The following is a 16,845-nucleotide window of genomic DNA, read 5'->3' as shown; positions in this document are numbered from 1 at the left end:
TATTAAATAAACTATAATTATCGTATAATAGAAATTAATAACCTTAGTACAATAGAAATAGTAGTATTTGAGACAGAAAAGGTGTGTTACTTGGTCGCGCCTTAGTTTGGTGTGCCGCTGCATCTTTCTGCAAATTTCAGGAGAAAAGGTTGGTAAAAATGATGAGCATAAAAGAAACGAAAACAGACGTCATTTTAATCGGCGCCGGAATCATGAGTGCAACTTTAGGAACACTCTTGAAAGAATTAGCACCGGAAATGGAAATTACAATGTTTGAAAAGCTCGCCAACGCAGGGGAAGAAAGCTCTAACGAATGGAATAATGCGGGAACGGGGCATGCGGCACTGTGCGAGCTCAACTACACCGTCGAAAAACCAGATGGTTCTGTAGATATTAGTAAGGCTATTAATATTAATGAACAGTTTCAGGTCTCCATGCAATTTTGGTCTTATCTTGTAAACAGCGGTCTGATCCAAAATCCAGAGGATTTTATCAGACAATTGCCTCACATGAGTTTAGTACATGGGGAAGAAAATGTAACGTTTTTAAAGAAACGGTTTGAAGCGCTGTCAAACAATCCCCTATTTAAAGGGATGGAATTTTCCGATGACCATGACAAACTGATTGAATGGATTCCGCTCATTATGGAAGGCCGTACCTTGAATGAAGCAATTGCGGCAACCAAAATCGATTCAGGAACGGATGTTAACTTTGGCGCTTTAACGCGCATGTTGTTCGACCACTTAACGAAGCAGAACGTCGAATTAAAATACAATCATCAAGTTGATGATATTACCCGTACTAGCGATGGATTATGGGAATTGAAAGTGTGGAATATGGCTACTGGAAACATCGAACGTCATACGGCCAAGTTCGTCTTTATTGGTGGCGGGGGCGGAAGTCTTCATTTACTACAAAAAACCGGTATTCCTGAGTCAAAGCATATTGGCGGATTCCCGGTTAGCGGACTATTTATGGTGTGTAACAAACCGGAAGTTGTTGAGCAGCATCATGCAAAAGTATACGGCAAGGCGAAGGTTGGCGCTCCGCCAATGTCTGTACCGCATCTTGACACAAGATTTATTGACAATAAAAAATCGTTGCTATTTGGACCATTTGCCGGCTTCTCGCCAAAGTTCTTAAAAACGGGCTCCATGATGGATTTGGTAACTTCCGTAAAACCGGATAATCTCGTCACGATGCTGGCTGCCGGTGCAAAAAACATGGGATTGACTAAATACCTGATCGAACAAGTAATGTTATCGAAAGAACAGCGCATGGAAGAGCTGCGTGAGTTTATCCCGAATGCGAAAGCAGAGGATTGGGATTTAGTCGTAGCTGGCCAGCGTGTGCAGGTTATCAAGGATACGGAGGCTGGCAAAGGTACGCTTCAATTCGGTACAGAAGTAATCACCGCTGAAGACGGCTCAGTCGCTGCATTACTAGGAGCATCTCCAGGTGCTTCCACTGCCGTTCACGTTATGCTTCAGGTAATCAAAAAATGCTTCCCGGATCAGATTTCGGAGTGGGAAGGGAAAATCAAAGAAATGATACCATCCTATGGCATGTCACTAATGAAAAACCCAGGGCTGCTGGAGGAAGTTCATACTTTCACAGAAGAGGCGCTTGGTCTGCGTGAAAAAGAATTGGTGTATAGCTAAGTTGAAACAAAGAACCTTTAATCTTATTTTGGATTAGAGGTTCTTTTTTATGTATGGATGTATTAAAGCTGAAGCGGTTCAACGATTTGTTCCCCATTTAGTCCTATGTAAATAGCCTTTTTTTCGGTAATATTTACATTATAGGATTTAATTCCGGCGTTAGCGATCTCCCTTAGAAAGTCTAAAAAAGGAAGTGTAATGTTTGCGATTATTTGTACTGCCTGATTTCTATCAAAGTGGTTGGAAATCACAAAATTAACTTGAGGTTCAGTATGTAACTCAGAGCTCTCGCCTTTGTATGTGGCTTGACCAGTTGTAACATCAATATCGTATTCAACAATCCCGATTTGAGCTAATTCCTCCAAAAATTCTGCAAAGCTTGTCTTTCCAGTGCTTCTTCTTTCAATAACTTCATGAACCGCTTTTTCCGTTATTTTGTCATTCATGATCCGTTCCTCCATCTAGAATTTTTCTTCCTCATTTTAACCGTAAAGATTGTTCTTATGCCTAAAATAGTAATTATCAGAGGACAAGACAATCGAAAAATCTAAAAATGTCCCATAGCCGGTTCTATGGGACAAACCCAAGAGGCAAATACCCTAAAATGTCCCATAGACCGTTTCTATGGGACAAAACCAGGCACCAAAGGTTCTTAAATGTCCCATAGCCGGTTTCTATGGACAAACCCAAGAGTCAAAGACCTTAAAATGTCCCATAGCCGTTTTCTATGTGACAAACCCAAGAGTCAAAGATCTTAAAATGTTCCATAGCCGGTTTCTATGGGACAAACCAAGGGCCAAAGACCTTTAAATGTTCCATAGACGTTTTCTATGGGACAAACCCATGCTACAAAAAACCTAAAATGTCCCATAGCCAGTTTCAATGGGACAAAACAACTCTCCAAACCATAGAACCGAGCCCTCAATAAGAAAATCGAAGTAATTCGCATCCCTAAATAAGAAAAATTTTTTAAAAATCCTTCGTCCAAAATCAACCATATTTGGTCTAATAATGTAGAGAACAAAAAGGGGTGAAAAAATGACTTTATCTGGAAAAGATGGCATCTTGAATGAAAAGTTATTTATTACATTATTTGAAACACATAAAGATTCGATATATAGGATGGCCTATTTGTATGTGAAAAATCAAGCGGACTCCTTGGATATTGTCCAGGAGGTTGCCTATCGCGCCTTTAAAAACAGAAAAAGCTTAAAGGAATTGAGTTACTTTAAGACCTGGATCTTGAAAATCACCATTAACGCATCCATTAACCTTCTAAGAAAGAAAAAGAAAGTGGTAGAGCTTCATTTTAGTAGTGAACTAGGAACACATCAGACGGAGGAAAGGTACTCTGATTTATTGTTACATGAGCTGCTAAATACATTAGACGAAGATGAAAAAAAGTTGATTTTTCTCAAGTATTATCAAGAATACACCTTCCAGGAAATTTCGGAGATGGTTGGCTCACCAATCAGTACAGTAAAGTCTAAAATTTATCGGACATTAGAAAAAATTCGATTGGAGCACCAAAAGGAGGAATATTCATGAACAAAATTCAGAGCGAACTAGAAAAAATTCAGATTCCAGATGAAGTGATGGATCGTATGTATAAAGGGATCGAAAATGCCAAAAGGGAAGAAAAGACAACCGGAATGAAGCCCAACAGCAAAAGAAAGAAACTAATCGGGTCATTAGCAGGACTTGTAGCGGTTGGAGGATTGTTCTTTGGTTCTACCTTGGTTTCTCCAGCAATGGCAGAAATGGCGTCAAAAATTCCATATTTAAATGAAGTGTTTTTAAAAGACCTAGATAAAGATGGTGAAAAATCTGTATTTGCCCTTGTTAGGGAAGAGGGCCTAAGACGCGGATACGAGGCTCAAGGTTTACGTGTTGGTCAAGGATTGATGGAGGGCGATGATCCTGATAAAGTATATGTCCTTTTAAAAAGTAAAGATTATAATGAAAAAACGAAAATGGATGCAGAAAAGCTTACGAAAGAGATGCTCGAAAAGAAGGGATATTATGCAAAATCAATAGAGGTTCTCCCGTTTAAAGCTGATTTTTATGCATCCATGCGACGAATCAATAGATTAGAGATTGACCAGGCAAAAGAAATACAAAGCCTTCTTAAAAAGAAAGGTTATAGCGTTGATTATGTTGGGCAAATTGCTAGTATGAGAAAGCTTTTAGTCATTATTCCGGAGTCGGAGAACCGAGTGGATGAAGTTCGGGATATCGTTCGAAACTATTTAACCAAAAAAGATTTTGAAGCAGAATATCCCATCGATCTTCGAACGATGGATTTGAGCAATATGGATCAGGATACAAAGCTAGAAAAAGATCTTCATACAATTTTCGAAGGGTTAATGGCAAAAAAAGAGACTTACAAAATCAATTCTTTCACCTACTCAACGAAAAATCAGCTAGTGATCACCATCGAAACCTCGCTTGAGAAAAAGGATCAAAAGCAAAAAGAGCAAATTCGAAAAGAAGTGGCAGCACAGCTGGACAAAGAATATAAAAAACCTTACACCATAAACATGGTGGGATTAGAGGAACTGAAACCAATTGGGGAGTAAAAGAGAGTCAATTTAGGAATCTTCGCCACTGTTTACATTTGAAACTTTTATTTTACCTGAATTGATATTAGTGAACGAGTTTAAGCAGCCATCGCCAAAGTTAAAATTGCCGCCAATGATTGTGCTATTGGCGGTATGGCTGTTTTGATAAGTTGCACCGAAATTAATGTTGGCATTATTGATTAGTGTTCGAACCTTAAATTGGCCAATATTGATTGAGCCTGCCATGTCTATCACCATCCTTATTCCATATTATTTTAAAATAAGGCTTGTGATTGTCCACATGCCCAGCAAAAGGTTAGTATGTTACTAACCTTTTTTCAATTTCTTCACAATCAGTAACAGAAGGAATAATAAAGGTATGTACCCGTAATTTATAAAAAAGGATATTTTTCCCGTAAAATCGAGGAGGATATGAATTTGCTGCCGTGTCTTAAAAAAATTAATGGCGATTAATACGACCATTGTAATCAGAAGAACCCCATACTTTTGCTTTAGATTCGTCACTCTTTTTAATGTCCGGCTGGCACACCATAGGCTAATGCAAACACTTGGGAGAATCACTAGATTCCAATTGGCGATGCCAATGAGATCAAATCTCTCCACAAAAGGCAGTTCGACTATTTTCCACATCGTCAAAGTGGGCCAGATGTACCTTTTCAGCTGTCCTTCTGAAAAATAAGCAAACGTTACAATAGAAAGATAAAGATATAGAAGAGTGGAAAAAGACACACCATAATGCACCCATTTCTTTGATTTTTGCGGTTCTTTGATATACGGATAAACAAACAATAGAACCTCATAGCCAAGGTATGTAATGGACATTTGATAAGATGCCTTGACCAATTCTATTATCGAGTGATCAAAGATGGGAAGTAAGTTTTTAAAATCGGCATAAGGCAGGGTAAACAAAAAAGTGAAGATTAAATAGAACGGGAGAATCGTTCCGAAGAATGCCACCCCTGTCACGGTCCTGAACCCTCCAAAAACAATGTAAATGGCTAAAGTACAAAGGGCCAGGGCATACCAAAAGGTACTCATATCCTGAAATACCCATACTTGAATAACCTCAATAAACGCTCTAAGTGTGGCGATCATGATCAGGATAAAATAAACAACGAATGGGAGAGACAGCAGTTTGCCTATTTTCCTTCCAAATACGAGAGTATTGGCTGTAATGATATCTCCATTAGCCATTTCAACAATCTTGTACATGATCCAAACTATGGCATGGACACTTAAACCGCCGATAAGAACGGCAATCCATCCATCATATCCTGCAGATTGAGCGATTATGCGCTGAAAACCTAAGACCCCTACGCCAAACTGCATTTGGTGAATGATAAAAAAAGCTAAAAAGGGCGATACTTTTGCTTTTTCAGGTACAGGTTGCTCCATAGCGCTTCCTCCGGTTCCTATTCGTTTATGGACTCTCTTCCCTGGTTAATAGGAATAGGGGGTGTGTCCCTATAGCTTCTTAATTTATATTTTCCTTGTATGGAAGAATTATCAATCATGTTGTCTAATAAACGGTTTTTTTCTTGTTGCGGAGCAGTTCAAGAAGGAATTTTATTATTTATTTCGAATAGGAATAAAATTAAAATCGCAACACATCTCCTTTATATTGTAGAAAAGTAAGCCTTTAAAATTCTTAATGTGTAAACGGTGCGTTTCTTCAACAATTAGGAGACGGCTGCGGAGGGGGAAATGTTCAATGAAAAAACGAGCACTTGGTCAAAACGGTCCTCTGGTTTCTGAGGTTGGTCTAGGCTGTATGGGTATGTCATGGCTATATGGTAATGCTGATCGAAGCGAAAGCATTGCAACAATCCACGCGGCACTTGAGCGAGGCATTACCCTTTTTGATACAGGGGATTTCTATGGCGATGGACACAATGAATTACTTCTACGTGAAGCACTCCAAGGAATCCAACGGGAAAATGCGTTCATTTCAGTAAAGTTCGATGGCAAACTACACGCTCAGGGCAAGAGTCATCAAGAGAGTAATAATCACCCTCATACAGTAAAGAATTACCTTGAGGATTCCCTGCTTCGCCTAGGAGTTGAATACATCGATCTTTATCAACCTGGCACAGCTTGCATCGATCCAAACGTACCAATTGAAGAAACGGTTGGTGCAATGGCCGATATGGTAAAGAAGGGATATGTGCGGTACATTGGTCTTTCAGAAGTAGGAGTGGATACAATTCGTCGCGCACACGCTGTACATACGATAAGTTGGCTGCAAATGGAGTACTCACTATTTAATCGGAGCATCGAATCCAATATTTTGCCCACTTTACGGGAATTAGGCATTTCTCTTTCGGCTTATGGTGTTCTCTCAAGAGGGTTGTTGAGTGGTACATGGTCAAAAGATCGGGTATTAGACTTGGATGATAAACGCAGTAATGGTCCGCGGTTTGCTAGCGAAAATCTCCAAAAGAATTTAGCCCTTGTCGAGGCACTGCGTACAATTGCTAAAGAAAGGCAAGTAACTGTTGCGCAACTTGCCATCGCATGGGTTCTATCTCGGGGTGAAGATGTTATCCCGTTGGTTGGGGCAAGAAAGAGAACACAACTTCAGGATTCAGTCGGTGCACTTGACCTAAATTTAAGTCCAGACGATCTTTTACGGATTGAAGAAGCCGTGCCCTCAGAACTTGTCGCTGGCGAATACTTCCCGGTACCACGGGAAAAATGGTTCTTTTAAATAGTAATGCTAAGGAGATAGTATGGCTCAAGATGGGATTGTTTTAGTAGTTAGTGTTTCAATATTCAAAGACGAAGAAGTTTTAATAATTAAAGAAAATAAGCCAAGTGCATTGAATAAGTGGAATTTTCCAAGTGGACGAATTGAATCTGGTGAAGACGTTTTATATGCAGCTAAAAGGGAAGTAAAAGAGGAAACAGGATTAGACGTGGAACTTACTAGTTCTACTGGTATTTATAACTTTATTAGTAGTGCAGGGAGTCAAGTAATTCTGTTTCATTTTACGGGTGAAGTCACAGGTGGTTCATTAATAATTGAAGAAGATGAAATTATAGACTGTAAATGGGTAAAGGTGAATGACCTAGCGGACTTTGATAATAAAGAGCTTCGTGATGCGAGTGTAATAAAACAAATAGTAAATAATTTAGTTCATAAAAATTTCTATTCAATAAATATTTTTAATCAACAAATTAGGTAAATAAAAATCCTTCTTCAAACCACGGGGCGTTTCTACAAGAAGTGGAGACACATTTTTGTTATTTTATAAGGCTGCTATTTACCCGACATAATTGTGCACCAATTGTCGGAAGGATCAATTCGGTTTCTGCTATTCTTTGGATGAAGGGAGGTCATAGGATGGATTTATTGAAGAACATGAATGAAGCATTACAGTATATTGAAGAAAACCTTACGCAAGATATTGACTTTAAAGAAGTGGCAAGAATAGCTTTCTGCTCGGAATACCATTATAAAAGAATGTTTTCTTTTCTTGCGGGGATTACGCTATCAGAATACATTCGAAGAAGACGTCTTACTCTTGCAGCTCTAGAGCTAAATAATAGTAACTCAAGGATTATTGATGTTGCGATTAAATACGGATATAGTTCACCAGATTCTTTTACCAGAGCTTTTCACAGTTTGCATGGCGTAACACCATCAGAAGCTAGAAATAATGGCCAGTTATTAAAAGCCTATCCACGAATGACCTTCCAATTATCCATTACGGGAGGAAATGAAATGAATTACCGAATTGAAGAAAAAGAGGCATTCAACATAGTGGGAATCACGAAAAGGGTACCGATTGTTTTCCAAGGCGAGAATCAAGAAATCACGGATATGTGGAAGACATTGAATATGGAGAAGATAAATAAACTTAAGGAATTATCTAATGTTGAACCAAAAGGGATCATTCAGGCATCTACTAACTTTTCAGAAGGCCGTATGGAGGAAAAAGGTGATCTGGATCATTATATAGGAGTTGCGACAACGAAAGAGTGTCCAGAAAATCTTTCTAAACTAAAGATTCCTGCCTTAACTTGGGCTGTATTCGAGTCAGTAGGTCCTTTTCCAGCAACACTGCAGGAAACATGGGGACGTATTTATTCTGAATGGTTTCCGTCTTCAAACTATCAACAAACAGAAGGACCAGAAATTTTGTCGATTAAAGACAGTGATTTAACTTCACCAACTGTAAAAAGTGAAATATGGATTCCAGTTTTGAAAAAATGATTTCGCAGGAAAAAAACCACTCAGAGTGGTTTTTTTAATCGCGCATTGCTCCTGCCTCTCGGGAAGTCATGGCACCTTGTCCCTGGCTTACATCTGTTTGAATTTCTTGTTTTACCTTTTGCGCATCTGTTCCAGCAGATGCTGTTGCTGGCTTCATATTAGAAACCATATTACTTGCTTGTTGATTCTGTTGCATACAAGTCCCCCTCAATTTATGATTTAACAAACTTATTATTTACAAAATGGCACTCGGTATATGAGCGTCACAGGAAAAGAATTATTTTCCTATTAAAGGCGAAACTAAAGGATATTAACTGCATTTTTAATAGGGGAATGTAAGTATGGTCGTATTTTCTTTTTCAATTGTCCTTTTTAATAGCGTTGCCTATAAAATGAAAAAACATCTTACCAAAAATCAAATTGTTCATATCTGGACGTTTTCAATGATATTGGAAATTCTGTTTGATATATTCATCGATGAAAAAACAAATGGATACTGGTATTTTTGGAGAGGGATCGATTGGACAAATATATTAGCCTATACGATTCTCATTCCGCCTGTGTGTGTGACATTTTTAAACTGGTATCCTTTTAATAGGTCGATGTTTAAAAGGGCACGGTATATTATCTTTTGGGTTATTTTCCTATTGCTGTACGAATTATTGGCACTACTGCCTAAACCTTGGGGATTTTTTTATTACGGCTGGTGGAACTTGTTATATTCAGCTATTCTTGATCCCATTTTGCTAATCCTTTTACTGGGTTACTACAAATGGATCTGTAAAATTGAAAAAAGTTAAAAACAAAGGACTGCCCCATTATAGGCAGTCCTCCAAATGTTCTTTATTTTGTTAAGCTCTTTTCTTAAAGCGCCCTACAAGAGGTACTACAATGATACCTGCTACTGCAACCTGCAAAATGTTGCCGGGGACGGAGCCGAATGGCTGGACCCAGTTACCGTATAGGATCACTTCGGCAAAATAGTAGCCAACAACTTTTATGATCAGTGCAGTTGCAACGGCCAGAGTGTGAACAACGACTCTGTTGCCAGGTACTTTTTCGGAAATGAGTCCGACTACGAAGCCCATTGCACCAACGATGACAAAGGTAAACGGTGACCAGATGGCCCAACCAGAGATAACATCAAATAAGCCCATTCCGAAGGCACCGGCGATGGCACCTGTTTTTTTGCCATAAACCATGGCAGCTATAAAAAGAGGCACGTTACCCAGATGGATAAGACCTCCGTTACCCATGATTGGGAGCCTTATGTTGATAAACATTGTGGCGACAAGGGTTAACGCGATGAAAAGTGCATTGATGACGATAGCTCTAGTCTTAGATGATTCTGTTGGTGTGAATGTTGTATTCATATAATTAACCTCTTCTTTTTTGTTAAAATAATATCATATTATCAGACATTTAAAAATACATAATTTTATTATTACCAAAGGCGGTAAATAAATGAAAGTATCATATATCCTTGATGTTCTCATTGCTATCACAGACCCTTTGTATGAATGGAGAAGCATTGATACTAGGAGAATTGATGCCCATATCCATGAATTGAAAAAACTGCCCTGGTTTCAAGAATTATATCAGGAAGAAAAGTATCGAAAATTAATTGTGATGAACTATCGAATACGACGATATTTAGATAGCCCGTTTCGGGTTAAGAGATTAATGAACAGTTCAAAAGCGCAGTTACACTTTCTAAAATTGCTTAACAAACAAATAGAGAAAAAAGCTAGTCAGTCTAAAGATAAATTCTTATTTTAAACGGGTGCAAGGGTTGAAGGAGGGGCGTTCTTAAGGACATTTTGCTTGGATTCGAAGCGAGATTTGTCCTCAAGAACCTTTACAAGCATGCCCAATTGAATTTATTGGAAGCGCCGACAGTGTGGCGGCCATCTCTTTTTTGCGTTGGAGGAGAAAGTTAGTATAAGAAGGACTTTTCCAATTTTTAACGAACTCCCTATAATAACCTTTACAATGATTGGGTGGTATTTATAGAGAGTCAAGTGAAATCTTATATTGATGACCAAATTAAAAAAAGTATAATCGAGAGACTTCGGACTGCAGGTTGTGTTTTTGCAGAAGAAGAGGCTCGGCTTCTTATTTCTGAGGCACAGACATTGGATGCACTCTCTACTATGGTCAGCCTTCGAATCACAGGTACCCCGATTGAACATGTCCTTGGTTGGGCGGAATTCTGCGGCAATAGGATTGCAGTTGGCCCAGGGGTTTTCGTACCCCGACGCCGTACTGAGTTACTTGTCCAAAAGGCAGCAGCACTTTATGTACCTGGTACCATCGTCGTTGATCTTTGCTGTGGTACTGGAGCGGTAGGTGTCGCGATAGCAAAAGCCCTTGGGTCGATTGAGTTGCATGCAGTTGACATCGATCCAACTGCAGTAAACTGTGCCCTCCGCAATGTTACCAACGTAGGTGGCCTTGTTTATGAAGGAGATCTCTATGAACCACTACCTGCCCAGCTACGCGGTAAAGTTAATATCCTAGTAGCAAATGCCCCTTACGTTCCTACTGAGGCGATTCAGCTGCTTCCACAGGATGCGCGTCTATATGAACCAAAGGTAGCGCTTGATGGAGGAAATGACGGGCTTGATATTCAGCGAAGAGTAGCAAAAGAAGCATCGCTCTGGCTCGCTCCTGAAGGGCATCTTTTAGTAGAGACGAGCGAAAGGCAGGCACCTCAGACCGTTGAAATCTTCACCCAAAACGGGCTAATCCCTCAGGTTAACCGCTATGAGGACCTGGATGCAACCATTGTAATTGGAACCAGACCCACCAATTTAGCATAATTGGGAAATCCCCGTGACAATGTCAGGGGATTTTATTATGAATGAATAAAGTCATTTGAAAATATCACAGTATGAAAAAGGGCTGCCCTAAAAAGGACAGCTCTCTAACGAAATAATACTAGTACTTGCATAGGAGTTTAGCAAGTTACATTAATATTAACGACAAACTATCAATAATTGTTTAGCCTTTTGATAAAGTTTTTTTTTGTTTTTCATGATTCAAGATAGTAACATTATACTTTTGACAAATTTAGCAGATATTAAAACAAAACTGTTGAATAAGGGTGTTCCTATTGCGCGTTGCTCTGTGCTTAACTCTTGTACTTTGCTGCTGGAAATTTGGTGATGTGAAAAACTGGAGAAACTATTATCCCACTATTTTATATCTGATTGTAAATAATTTATTATATAGCTACTTTGTTGGCGAAAAGAATGTTCTATGGAAATTGGAACCTGATTTTTTATTAAACACTTCCTTTTCATTTTTGGTTCAAAACTTTATTAATTTTCCATGTATCGTCATTCTGTTTTTGACCTATTTACCTAAGTCTCCAAAGAAAGTAATAACCTATTTATTAATTTCAGGAGCTATTCTTGCTGGTATTGAGACCATAATGTTTATTGCTGGAAAAGTCTCGTATCATAACGGTTGGAATTATGGGTGGTCTGTCGCCTTTAATTTCTTATGGGCTATCATGCTGAGATTTCATTACCTAAAGCCTATTCCTGCTTGGGTGGTTTCGTTTTTATTTACAGCATTTTTTATCATTTACTTTCATGTTTCATTGCCTAAACACTAAACACTTGCCAAACGCTTCATTCCTTCGACATTCTTCTAACGTTTTTAGCTGAAAAAAACCAGTAATGATACGGGTGGAAGCCATATTTAATTAAACGTTTGATTAAAGGCGAAAAATAGGGAATCCAATAGATTTCTGTTAGTACATTAGAAATTTGTCCTTTTTACTTGGTTGATGTTGATTTTTAAGATAATCTTTCAAACAATTTTCGCTGTGATCTCGTCACATAAAACCTTCAATAGTGCGGTTATTACCGAATTCAATCAAACGATTATTTAGTATAGCACATACGGAATTTCATCGAATATGCTCGATGGGTGTAGAAAAACTATTGCCTTACGATTTCAAGGATATTTTTCAACAAATTTTTTACCTTCCCAAGGAAAGAAAGCTTCATGTAACCGCGTTCTCAGCAATTTTAATCAAACGTCTGATTAAAATCGAATCCGGTAGAAATGAATCGGGTTATGTCAGTTTACGGAAGTTTTATCAGCTCAGAAAGGATCGTTAAGATGTTAAAAGAAGTTTGTGTAGAGAATTTTACAGGGGTTCCTCAAGCGATTGAAAAAGGGGGCCATCGCATTGAGCTTTGTGACAACCTCGCTGTTGGCGGCACTACCGTCAGTCACGGGGTGGCTGCCAAAACGATTTCCTATTGTCACTCAAAAAATATTAAGGTAATGGCCATAGTAAGGCCTAGAGGCGGAAATTTTATTTATTCGAAAGAGGAAATAGAGATCATGCAAAAGGAGATCGTCCATTTTAAACAGTTAGGGACAGATGGAGTGGTGATCGGCTGCTTAAATGATGCAGGCTGGATTGATGAGGAAGCTATGCTCAAGCTGCTGGAATCTGCGGAAGGTCTAGATGTCACCTTTCATATGGCATTTGATCATATTAATCATGAATACCAGTTTAAAGCGATTGATTGGCTTGTGAAGCATCGAGTGAATCGAATCTTAACACATGGAGGGCCAAGCTCTACACCAATTGAAGCTAACCTAAGCCGTTTGAAGGAAATCGTGGAATATGCGGCTGACAGAATCATTATTCTGCCTGGCGGGGGAATTACAGATAAAAATCTAAATCATATTGCAAACGTGTTAAATGTTAGTGAGGTACATGGAACAAAAATTGTGGGTGAGCTTTGGTAGATGGAAAAACCCGATATTCCCACTCAGGGAAATCGGGCGCTAACATTTGGGTTCGAACTCCGCAGTACGAAGCTACTTTCCCCCAATCCGAAAAAGCATTGTTAACTGCTTGGCAAGATATTGCGGTGTATAAGGCATATCGTTACGCAGCCAAGCCACAATCGTACCGATAAGGGCGGAAGAACCGTACCAGATAGCCACATCCCTTTGAATGCCGGTAGCAGCGCGAAAGGAGTTCTCTGTTCTCTTTGTTATGGCTTCCGTAAGGATTTTTAATAACCGCTCGGTAAAAATGGGTGTCCTTCTGGTACCAAGAACCACTTTATAGAATTTACCATTCTCGGCTATATGCTCAAGCAGGCTTTCGAGCATCAACGAATCGGTTTCGCCGGTGGATTCCTTATCAGTCGCACTCCTCATAATATCCTCAATATCCTCGGCCATTTCCTGTGCCATTTTCTCCATCATGTCTTGAATATCACGATAGTGAAGATAAAACGTAACACGGTTGATCGTTGCACGCTCCGCAATTCGATTAACCGTTATTTTATTTAGCTCCATCTCCTGAAGCAAATCTATTAAAGCATCCTTTATTAATTGGCGCGTCCGCAGTATTCGCGGATCGACGCGAGTATTTTCATGATCCGTCATGTCTAATCACCTTTCCCTCTAATTGGAAATTTACAATTACTTCAGTTGTGTCTATTATCTTCCGCATTAACAACATAACTCACAAAAATGATAACTAATATACACTTCGTCAGGAATTGTCTGTTGTCATTACCAACTATCTAACTATAATATAATTTATACGATGTTAATTATTCAACACGTTGTAAAAAAGTTCACATAATTGTTAGAAAGGATGGAAANNGAACAATAATTCTATAACAGACACCAATTCCATAAAAAAAGGTCCTATCATGTTCATTTTGATATTGGGCGCTTTCATAGCAACATTAAATCAAACACTCATGAGCGTCGCCGTTCCTGAACTGATGGTTGACTTTAAAATCTCAGCCGCAACCGCACAGTGGTTAACAACAGGTTACATGCTGGTAAATGGGATCTTAATTCCGATTACGGCCTATTTAATGCAGCGATTTACAACCCGTGAGCTTTTTCAAACTTCCATGTTTATATTTTTGGCTGGAACCATCGTTTCGGCTTTAGCAACTGGATTTCAGGTCTTGTTAACCGGACGCTTGATTCAGGCTGCAGGTGCGGGAATCATTATGCCGCTGCTTACGAATGTGATTCTGACACTTTTCCCTGCGGAAAAAAGAGGAGCAGCCATGGGGATGGTCGGGCTTGCGATCATTTTCGCCCCTGCCATTGGGCCGACACTGGCCGGCTACATTATCGAAAATTACAAATGGGAAACAATGTTTTACGGAATGATTCCATTTGCTGTCCTTGTCATAATATTGGGATTCATTTATCTCCGAAATGTATCAGATCGAATTAAGACAAAATTTAATGTTCTGGCTGTCACCCTCTCAACGATTGGTTTCGGGTCATTGCTTTATGGCTTCAGCCGGGCTGGAAGCCTTGGATGGTCCGACTCAGAGGTGATAAGTACAATTGCCGTTGGCGTCTTGGCCCTTGTCCTTTTTTCATGGAGGGAATTGAAGTCAAAAAATCCACTGCTGGATTTGCGGGCGTTTAAGTACAATATGTTCACCTTAACGACTATTATCAATATCGCGGTAACAATGGTGATGTATGCAGATATGATGCTGCTTCCGCTATACCTCCAGAATGTCCGTGGATACACAGCAATTGAATCTGGTCTCCTGCTTCTTCCTGGAGCGCTTATCATGGGCTTCCTGATGCCGGTTACCGGCAAGCTGTTCGACCGCTTTGGCGCGAAATGGCTGTCAGTTATCGGAATGGTCATTACCATTGGCACCACACTTGGTTTTACCAACTTGACTGACTCGACGAGTTTTACCCTTCTGGTTCTTATGTCAACAGGGCGCCGAATTGGGATGGCCTTGATGATGATGCCGATTCAGACCGCTGGTTTAAACCAACTGCCACCGCAGTTAAATGCACACGGAACGGCCATATCTAATACCATTCGGCAGGTTGCCGGTGCTGTAGGTACGTCGCTTCTAGTTACGGTTATGACCGACCGGACAAAATCACATCTGCAGGATATGATCCCGACTGCGGCTCTGAAAGGCTTGACCCAAGGGCAGATGATTAAGGAAGCCTCTATCCAAGGTATTAATGATGCCTACCTTGTCATTGTCGGGATCGGCATCATTGGATTGTTGCTTTCCTTCTTTATCAAGAAGGGTAAGCAGGCTTCCGAAGTGAAGTCCAAGGCTCATTTAAAAAAGGCAATAACAAAAGAAGCTTAATCAAACTAATGGGAGGAATCGATATGAGACTTGAAAATAAGGTAGCGGTAGTAACAGGTGCTGCATCTGGGATGGGTAAAGCGATTGCGATTCTTTATGCAAAAGAAGGAGCGAGAGTAGTCGTTTCGGATATTAACCTTGAAGCAGCAAATCAAACAGTGGAAGAAATTAAGTCAAATGGCGGTGAAGCGGTAGCCGTGATGGCCAATGTGGCGAAAGAAGAAGATATCCAAAACCTGATTGACACCGCCGTTCATACTTTCGGAACATTAGATATTTTAGTCAATAATGCCGGTATCATGGATAACTTTGAACCAGCAGGTGATATAGAAGACGAGAAATGGGAGCGTATTTTTGCGATCAATACGACAAGTGTCATGCGAGCAACACGCAAAGTCTTGCCGATCTTTTTAGAAAAACAATCCGGCGTGATTATTAATGTTGCTTCGGCTGGCGGACTTCAAGGCGCCAGAGCAGGAGCCGCTTATACAGCTTCCAAGCATGCCGTTGTTGGTTTTACCAAAAATACGGGATTCATGTACGCAGAAAAAGGGATTCGTTGCAACGCGATTGCCCCAGGCGGAGTGGAAACAAACATCGGTGCATCCATGAGCGGGATTAACGAATTCGGCATGGGTCGCATTCAAGCAGGATTAGGAATAAATCCACGTGTCGGTAAACCAGTGGAAATTGCCAATATCGCTCTTTTCCTTGCTTCAGATGAATCAAGCTTTGTGAATGGAACCGTCATTACCGGGGATGCCGGCTGGACAGCTTATTAATTTTACGTTAAAACCGTCAGGGATTTAATCCTGGCGGTTTTTTCTTTGATCAAAAATACATGTGTGTTTTTCCATTTTTTGTTTAATTGTCCAAACCGTCCGAAAAAGTGTTCAAAGTGGTCCAAAAAAAGTCCAATGTCCTTAAGAAAATGTCCAAAGTGCCCGCCAAAATGTCCAATGCAACACAAAAAATGTCCAAAGCATATGTGGAGCAATTTTTTTGTTTTTCCTTTTTATGGTTAAATAGACAAAACTATTAAAAAAATAGACAAACCCCTTTAAAAAATAGACAATGTCCCCTCAAAAATGAACAAAACCCCAAAAAAAATAGACAAAACACCTAAAAAAATAGACAAAGCTTCGGCAAAGGGTCAGCATAAAAGGCTCGCGGAGTTAATCCAGCGAGTTTTTTATACCAACATGAATATGGTTTGAATTATTCTTTACGCTATATCTATA

19 protein-coding genes are annotated in these 16,845 nt (G+C 39.7%); 13 read left to right on the top strand and 6 right to left on the bottom strand.

Annotation, left to right across the window (positions count from 1 at the left end; genetic code table 11):
• The first annotated feature begins 161 nt into the window (after positions 1-161).
• Positions 162-1,661 (top strand): malate:quinone oxidoreductase, encoded by a 1,500-nt coding sequence (locus V7161_RS05370; protein WP_335442940.1) that lies wholly within the window; start codon positions 162-164, stop codon positions 1,659-1,661.
• 62 nt (positions 1,662-1,723) lie between these two features.
• Here V7161_RS05370 and V7161_RS05365 read toward each other — a convergent pair whose 3' ends face one another.
• Positions 1,724-2,107: a DUF1398 family protein gene (locus V7161_RS05365; RefSeq protein WP_335442882.1), complete on the bottom strand. Its 384-nt coding sequence runs from the start codon at positions 2,105-2,107 to the stop codon at positions 1,724-1,726.
• Positions 2,108-2,699: 592 nt separating this feature from the next.
• On the opposite strand from V7161_RS05365, the gene V7161_RS05360 reads away from it, so the two are divergent.
• Positions 2,700-3,209 (top strand): sigma-70 family RNA polymerase sigma factor, encoded by a 510-nt coding sequence (locus V7161_RS05360; protein ID WP_335442881.1) that lies wholly within the window; start codon positions 2,700-2,702, stop codon positions 3,207-3,209.
• A complete protein-coding gene (locus V7161_RS05355; protein WP_335442880.1) occupies positions 3,206-4,240 on the top strand; it encodes a DUF4179 domain-containing protein in 1,035 nt (344 codons plus the stop codon). Before V7161_RS05360 ends, V7161_RS05355 begins: the two co-directional genes overlap by 4 nt.
• Before the next feature lie 12 nt (positions 4,241-4,252).
• Here the strand turns inward: V7161_RS05355 and V7161_RS05350 are convergent, their stop codons facing one another.
• Together V7161_RS05350 and V7161_RS05345 are read right to left on the bottom strand one after the other, a co-directional pair.
• A complete protein-coding gene (locus V7161_RS05350; RefSeq protein ID WP_335442878.1) occupies positions 4,253-4,468 on the bottom strand; it encodes a spore germination protein in 216 nt (71 codons plus the stop codon).
• 81 nt (positions 4,469-4,549) lie between these two features.
• Positions 4,550-5,638, bottom strand: coding sequence for a GerAB/ArcD/ProY family transporter (locus tag V7161_RS05345; RefSeq protein ID WP_335442876.1), 1,089 nt, complete (start codon positions 5,636-5,638; stop codon positions 4,550-4,552).
• 316 nt (positions 5,639-5,954) lie between these two features.
• On the opposite strand from V7161_RS05345, the gene V7161_RS05340 reads away from it, so the two are divergent.
• From V7161_RS05340 to V7161_RS05330, 3 genes are all read left to right on the top strand, one after another.
• Positions 5,955-6,950: an aldo/keto reductase gene (locus tag V7161_RS05340; protein ID WP_335442874.1), complete on the top strand. Its 996-nt coding sequence runs from the start codon at positions 5,955-5,957 to the stop codon at positions 6,948-6,950.
• Between the two features lie 22 nt (positions 6,951-6,972).
• Positions 6,973-7,428: an NUDIX hydrolase gene (locus tag V7161_RS05335; RefSeq protein ID WP_335442872.1), complete on the top strand. Its 456-nt coding sequence runs from the start codon at positions 6,973-6,975 to the stop codon at positions 7,426-7,428.
• 158 nt (positions 7,429-7,586) lie between these two features.
• Positions 7,587-8,459, top strand: a complete 873-nt coding sequence (locus V7161_RS05330; RefSeq protein ID WP_335442870.1) for an AraC family transcriptional regulator — start codon at positions 7,587-7,589, stop codon at positions 8,457-8,459.
• A 34-nt stretch (positions 8,460-8,493) separates the two neighbouring features.
• Here V7161_RS05330 and V7161_RS05325 read toward each other — a convergent pair whose 3' ends face one another.
• Positions 8,494-8,655 carry a hypothetical protein gene (locus V7161_RS05325; protein WP_335442867.1) on the bottom strand — a complete coding sequence of 54 codons (162 nt, stop codon included), beginning with the start codon at positions 8,653-8,655 and terminating at the stop codon, positions 8,494-8,496.
• A gap of 145 nt (positions 8,656-8,800) precedes the next feature.
• Between V7161_RS05325 and V7161_RS05320 the strand changes: the two genes are divergently transcribed.
• Positions 8,801-9,259 (top strand): hypothetical protein, encoded by a 459-nt coding sequence (locus V7161_RS05320; RefSeq protein ID WP_335442865.1) that lies wholly within the window; start codon positions 8,801-8,803, stop codon positions 9,257-9,259.
• A gap of 51 nt (positions 9,260-9,310) precedes the next feature.
• Here V7161_RS05320 and V7161_RS05315 read toward each other — a convergent pair whose 3' ends face one another.
• Positions 9,311-9,766, bottom strand: a complete 456-nt coding sequence (locus tag V7161_RS05315; RefSeq protein ID WP_335442939.1) for an ECF transporter S component — start codon at positions 9,764-9,766, stop codon at positions 9,311-9,313.
• A gap of 157 nt (positions 9,767-9,923) precedes the next feature.
• Here V7161_RS05315 and V7161_RS05310 point away from each other — a divergent pair, with 157 nt between their 5' ends.
• The 4 genes from V7161_RS05310 to V7161_RS05295 all read left to right on the top strand — a co-directional run bounded on the left by V7161_RS05310 (position 9,924) and on the right by V7161_RS05295 (position 13,235).
• Positions 9,924-10,238, top strand: coding sequence for a hypothetical protein (locus V7161_RS05310; protein ID WP_335442863.1), 315 nt, complete (start codon positions 9,924-9,926; stop codon positions 10,236-10,238).
• Positions 10,239-10,492: 254 nt separating this feature from the next.
• The gene (locus V7161_RS05305) at positions 10,493-11,281 is read left to right on the top strand and encodes a putative protein N(5)-glutamine methyltransferase (protein WP_335442936.1); all 789 of its coding nucleotides are present in this window, start codon (positions 10,493-10,495) and stop codon (positions 11,279-11,281) included.
• Between the two features lie 293 nt (positions 11,282-11,574).
• Positions 11,575-12,081 carry a CBO0543 family protein gene (locus tag V7161_RS05300; RefSeq protein ID WP_335442861.1) on the top strand — a complete coding sequence of 169 codons (507 nt, stop codon included), beginning with the start codon at positions 11,575-11,577 and terminating at the stop codon, positions 12,079-12,081.
• Between the two features lie 512 nt (positions 12,082-12,593).
• A complete protein-coding gene (locus V7161_RS05295; protein ID WP_335442860.1) occupies positions 12,594-13,235 on the top strand; it encodes a copper homeostasis protein CutC in 642 nt (213 codons plus the stop codon).
• A gap of 72 nt (positions 13,236-13,307) precedes the next feature.
• Here the strand turns inward: V7161_RS05295 and V7161_RS05290 are convergent, their stop codons facing one another.
• Complete coding sequence (locus V7161_RS05290) at positions 13,308-13,886, bottom strand: TetR/AcrR family transcriptional regulator (RefSeq protein ID WP_335442858.1); 579 nt, start codon at positions 13,884-13,886, stop codon at positions 13,308-13,310.
• 272 nt (positions 13,887-14,158) lie between these two features.
• Here V7161_RS05290 and V7161_RS05285 point away from each other — a divergent pair, with 272 nt between their 5' ends.
• Complete coding sequence (locus V7161_RS05285; RefSeq protein ID WP_335442856.1) at positions 14,159-15,604, top strand: DHA2 family efflux MFS transporter permease subunit; 1,446 nt, start codon at positions 14,159-14,161, stop codon at positions 15,602-15,604.
• A 23-nt stretch (positions 15,605-15,627) separates the two neighbouring features.
• Positions 15,628-16,386, top strand: a complete 759-nt coding sequence (locus tag V7161_RS05280) for an SDR family oxidoreductase (RefSeq protein WP_335442854.1) — start codon at positions 15,628-15,630, stop codon at positions 16,384-16,386.
• Positions 16,387-16,845 lie beyond the last annotated feature (459 nt).

The organism is Neobacillus drentensis (genome assembly GCF_036965425.1).
Taxonomy (GTDB): domain Bacteria; phylum Bacillota; class Bacilli; order Bacillales; family Cytobacillaceae; genus Neobacillus; species Neobacillus drentensis_F.
Note: the sequence above shows the minus strand (reverse complement) of the source record. Positions and strands in the feature narration are given on the sequence as shown.

What these genes read in the sequence shown, in the direction of transcription:
- V7161_RS05370 (WP_335442940.1), top strand. Translation starts at nt 162, where the DNA reads ATGAGCATAAAAGAAACGAAAACAGACGTCATTTTAATCGGCGCCGGA.
- V7161_RS05365 (WP_335442882.1), bottom strand. Translation starts at nt 2,107, where the DNA reads ATGAATGACAAAATAACGGAAAAAGCGGTTCATGAAGTTATTGAAAGA.
- V7161_RS05360 (WP_335442881.1), top strand. Translation starts at nt 2,700, where the DNA reads ATGACTTTATCTGGAAAAGATGGCATCTTGAATGAAAAGTTATTTATT.
- V7161_RS05355 (WP_335442880.1), top strand. Translation starts at nt 3,206, where the DNA reads ATGAACAAAATTCAGAGCGAACTAGAAAAAATTCAGATTCCAGATGAA.
- V7161_RS05350 (WP_335442878.1), bottom strand. Translation starts at nt 4,468, where the DNA reads ATGGCAGGCTCAATCAATATTGGCCAATTTAAGGTTCGAACACTAATC.
- V7161_RS05345 (WP_335442876.1), bottom strand. Translation starts at nt 5,638, where the DNA reads ATGGAGCAACCTGTACCTGAAAAAGCAAAAGTATCGCCCTTTTTAGCT.
- V7161_RS05340 (WP_335442874.1), top strand. Translation starts at nt 5,955, where the DNA reads ATGAAAAAACGAGCACTTGGTCAAAACGGTCCTCTGGTTTCTGAGGTT.
- V7161_RS05335 (WP_335442872.1), top strand. Translation starts at nt 6,973, where the DNA reads ATGGCTCAAGATGGGATTGTTTTAGTAGTTAGTGTTTCAATATTCAAA.
- V7161_RS05330 (WP_335442870.1), top strand. Translation starts at nt 7,587, where the DNA reads ATGGATTTATTGAAGAACATGAATGAAGCATTACAGTATATTGAAGAA.
- V7161_RS05325 (WP_335442867.1), bottom strand. Translation starts at nt 8,655, where the DNA reads ATGCAACAGAATCAACAAGCAAGTAATATGGTTTCTAATATGAAGCCA.
- V7161_RS05320 (WP_335442865.1), top strand. Translation starts at nt 8,801, where the DNA reads ATGGTCGTATTTTCTTTTTCAATTGTCCTTTTTAATAGCGTTGCCTAT.
- V7161_RS05310 (WP_335442863.1), top strand. Translation starts at nt 9,924, where the DNA reads ATGAAAGTATCATATATCCTTGATGTTCTCATTGCTATCACAGACCCT.
- V7161_RS05295 (WP_335442860.1), top strand. Translation starts at nt 12,594, where the DNA reads ATGTTAAAAGAAGTTTGTGTAGAGAATTTTACAGGGGTTCCTCAAGCG.
- V7161_RS05290 (WP_335442858.1), bottom strand. Translation starts at nt 13,886, where the DNA reads ATGACGGATCATGAAAATACTCGCGTCGATCCGCGAATACTGCGGACG.
- V7161_RS05285 (WP_335442856.1), top strand. Translation starts at nt 14,159, where the DNA reads ATGTTCATTTTGATATTGGGCGCTTTCATAGCAACATTAAATCAAACA.
- V7161_RS05280 (WP_335442854.1), top strand. Translation starts at nt 15,628, where the DNA reads ATGAGACTTGAAAATAAGGTAGCGGTAGTAACAGGTGCTGCATCTGGG.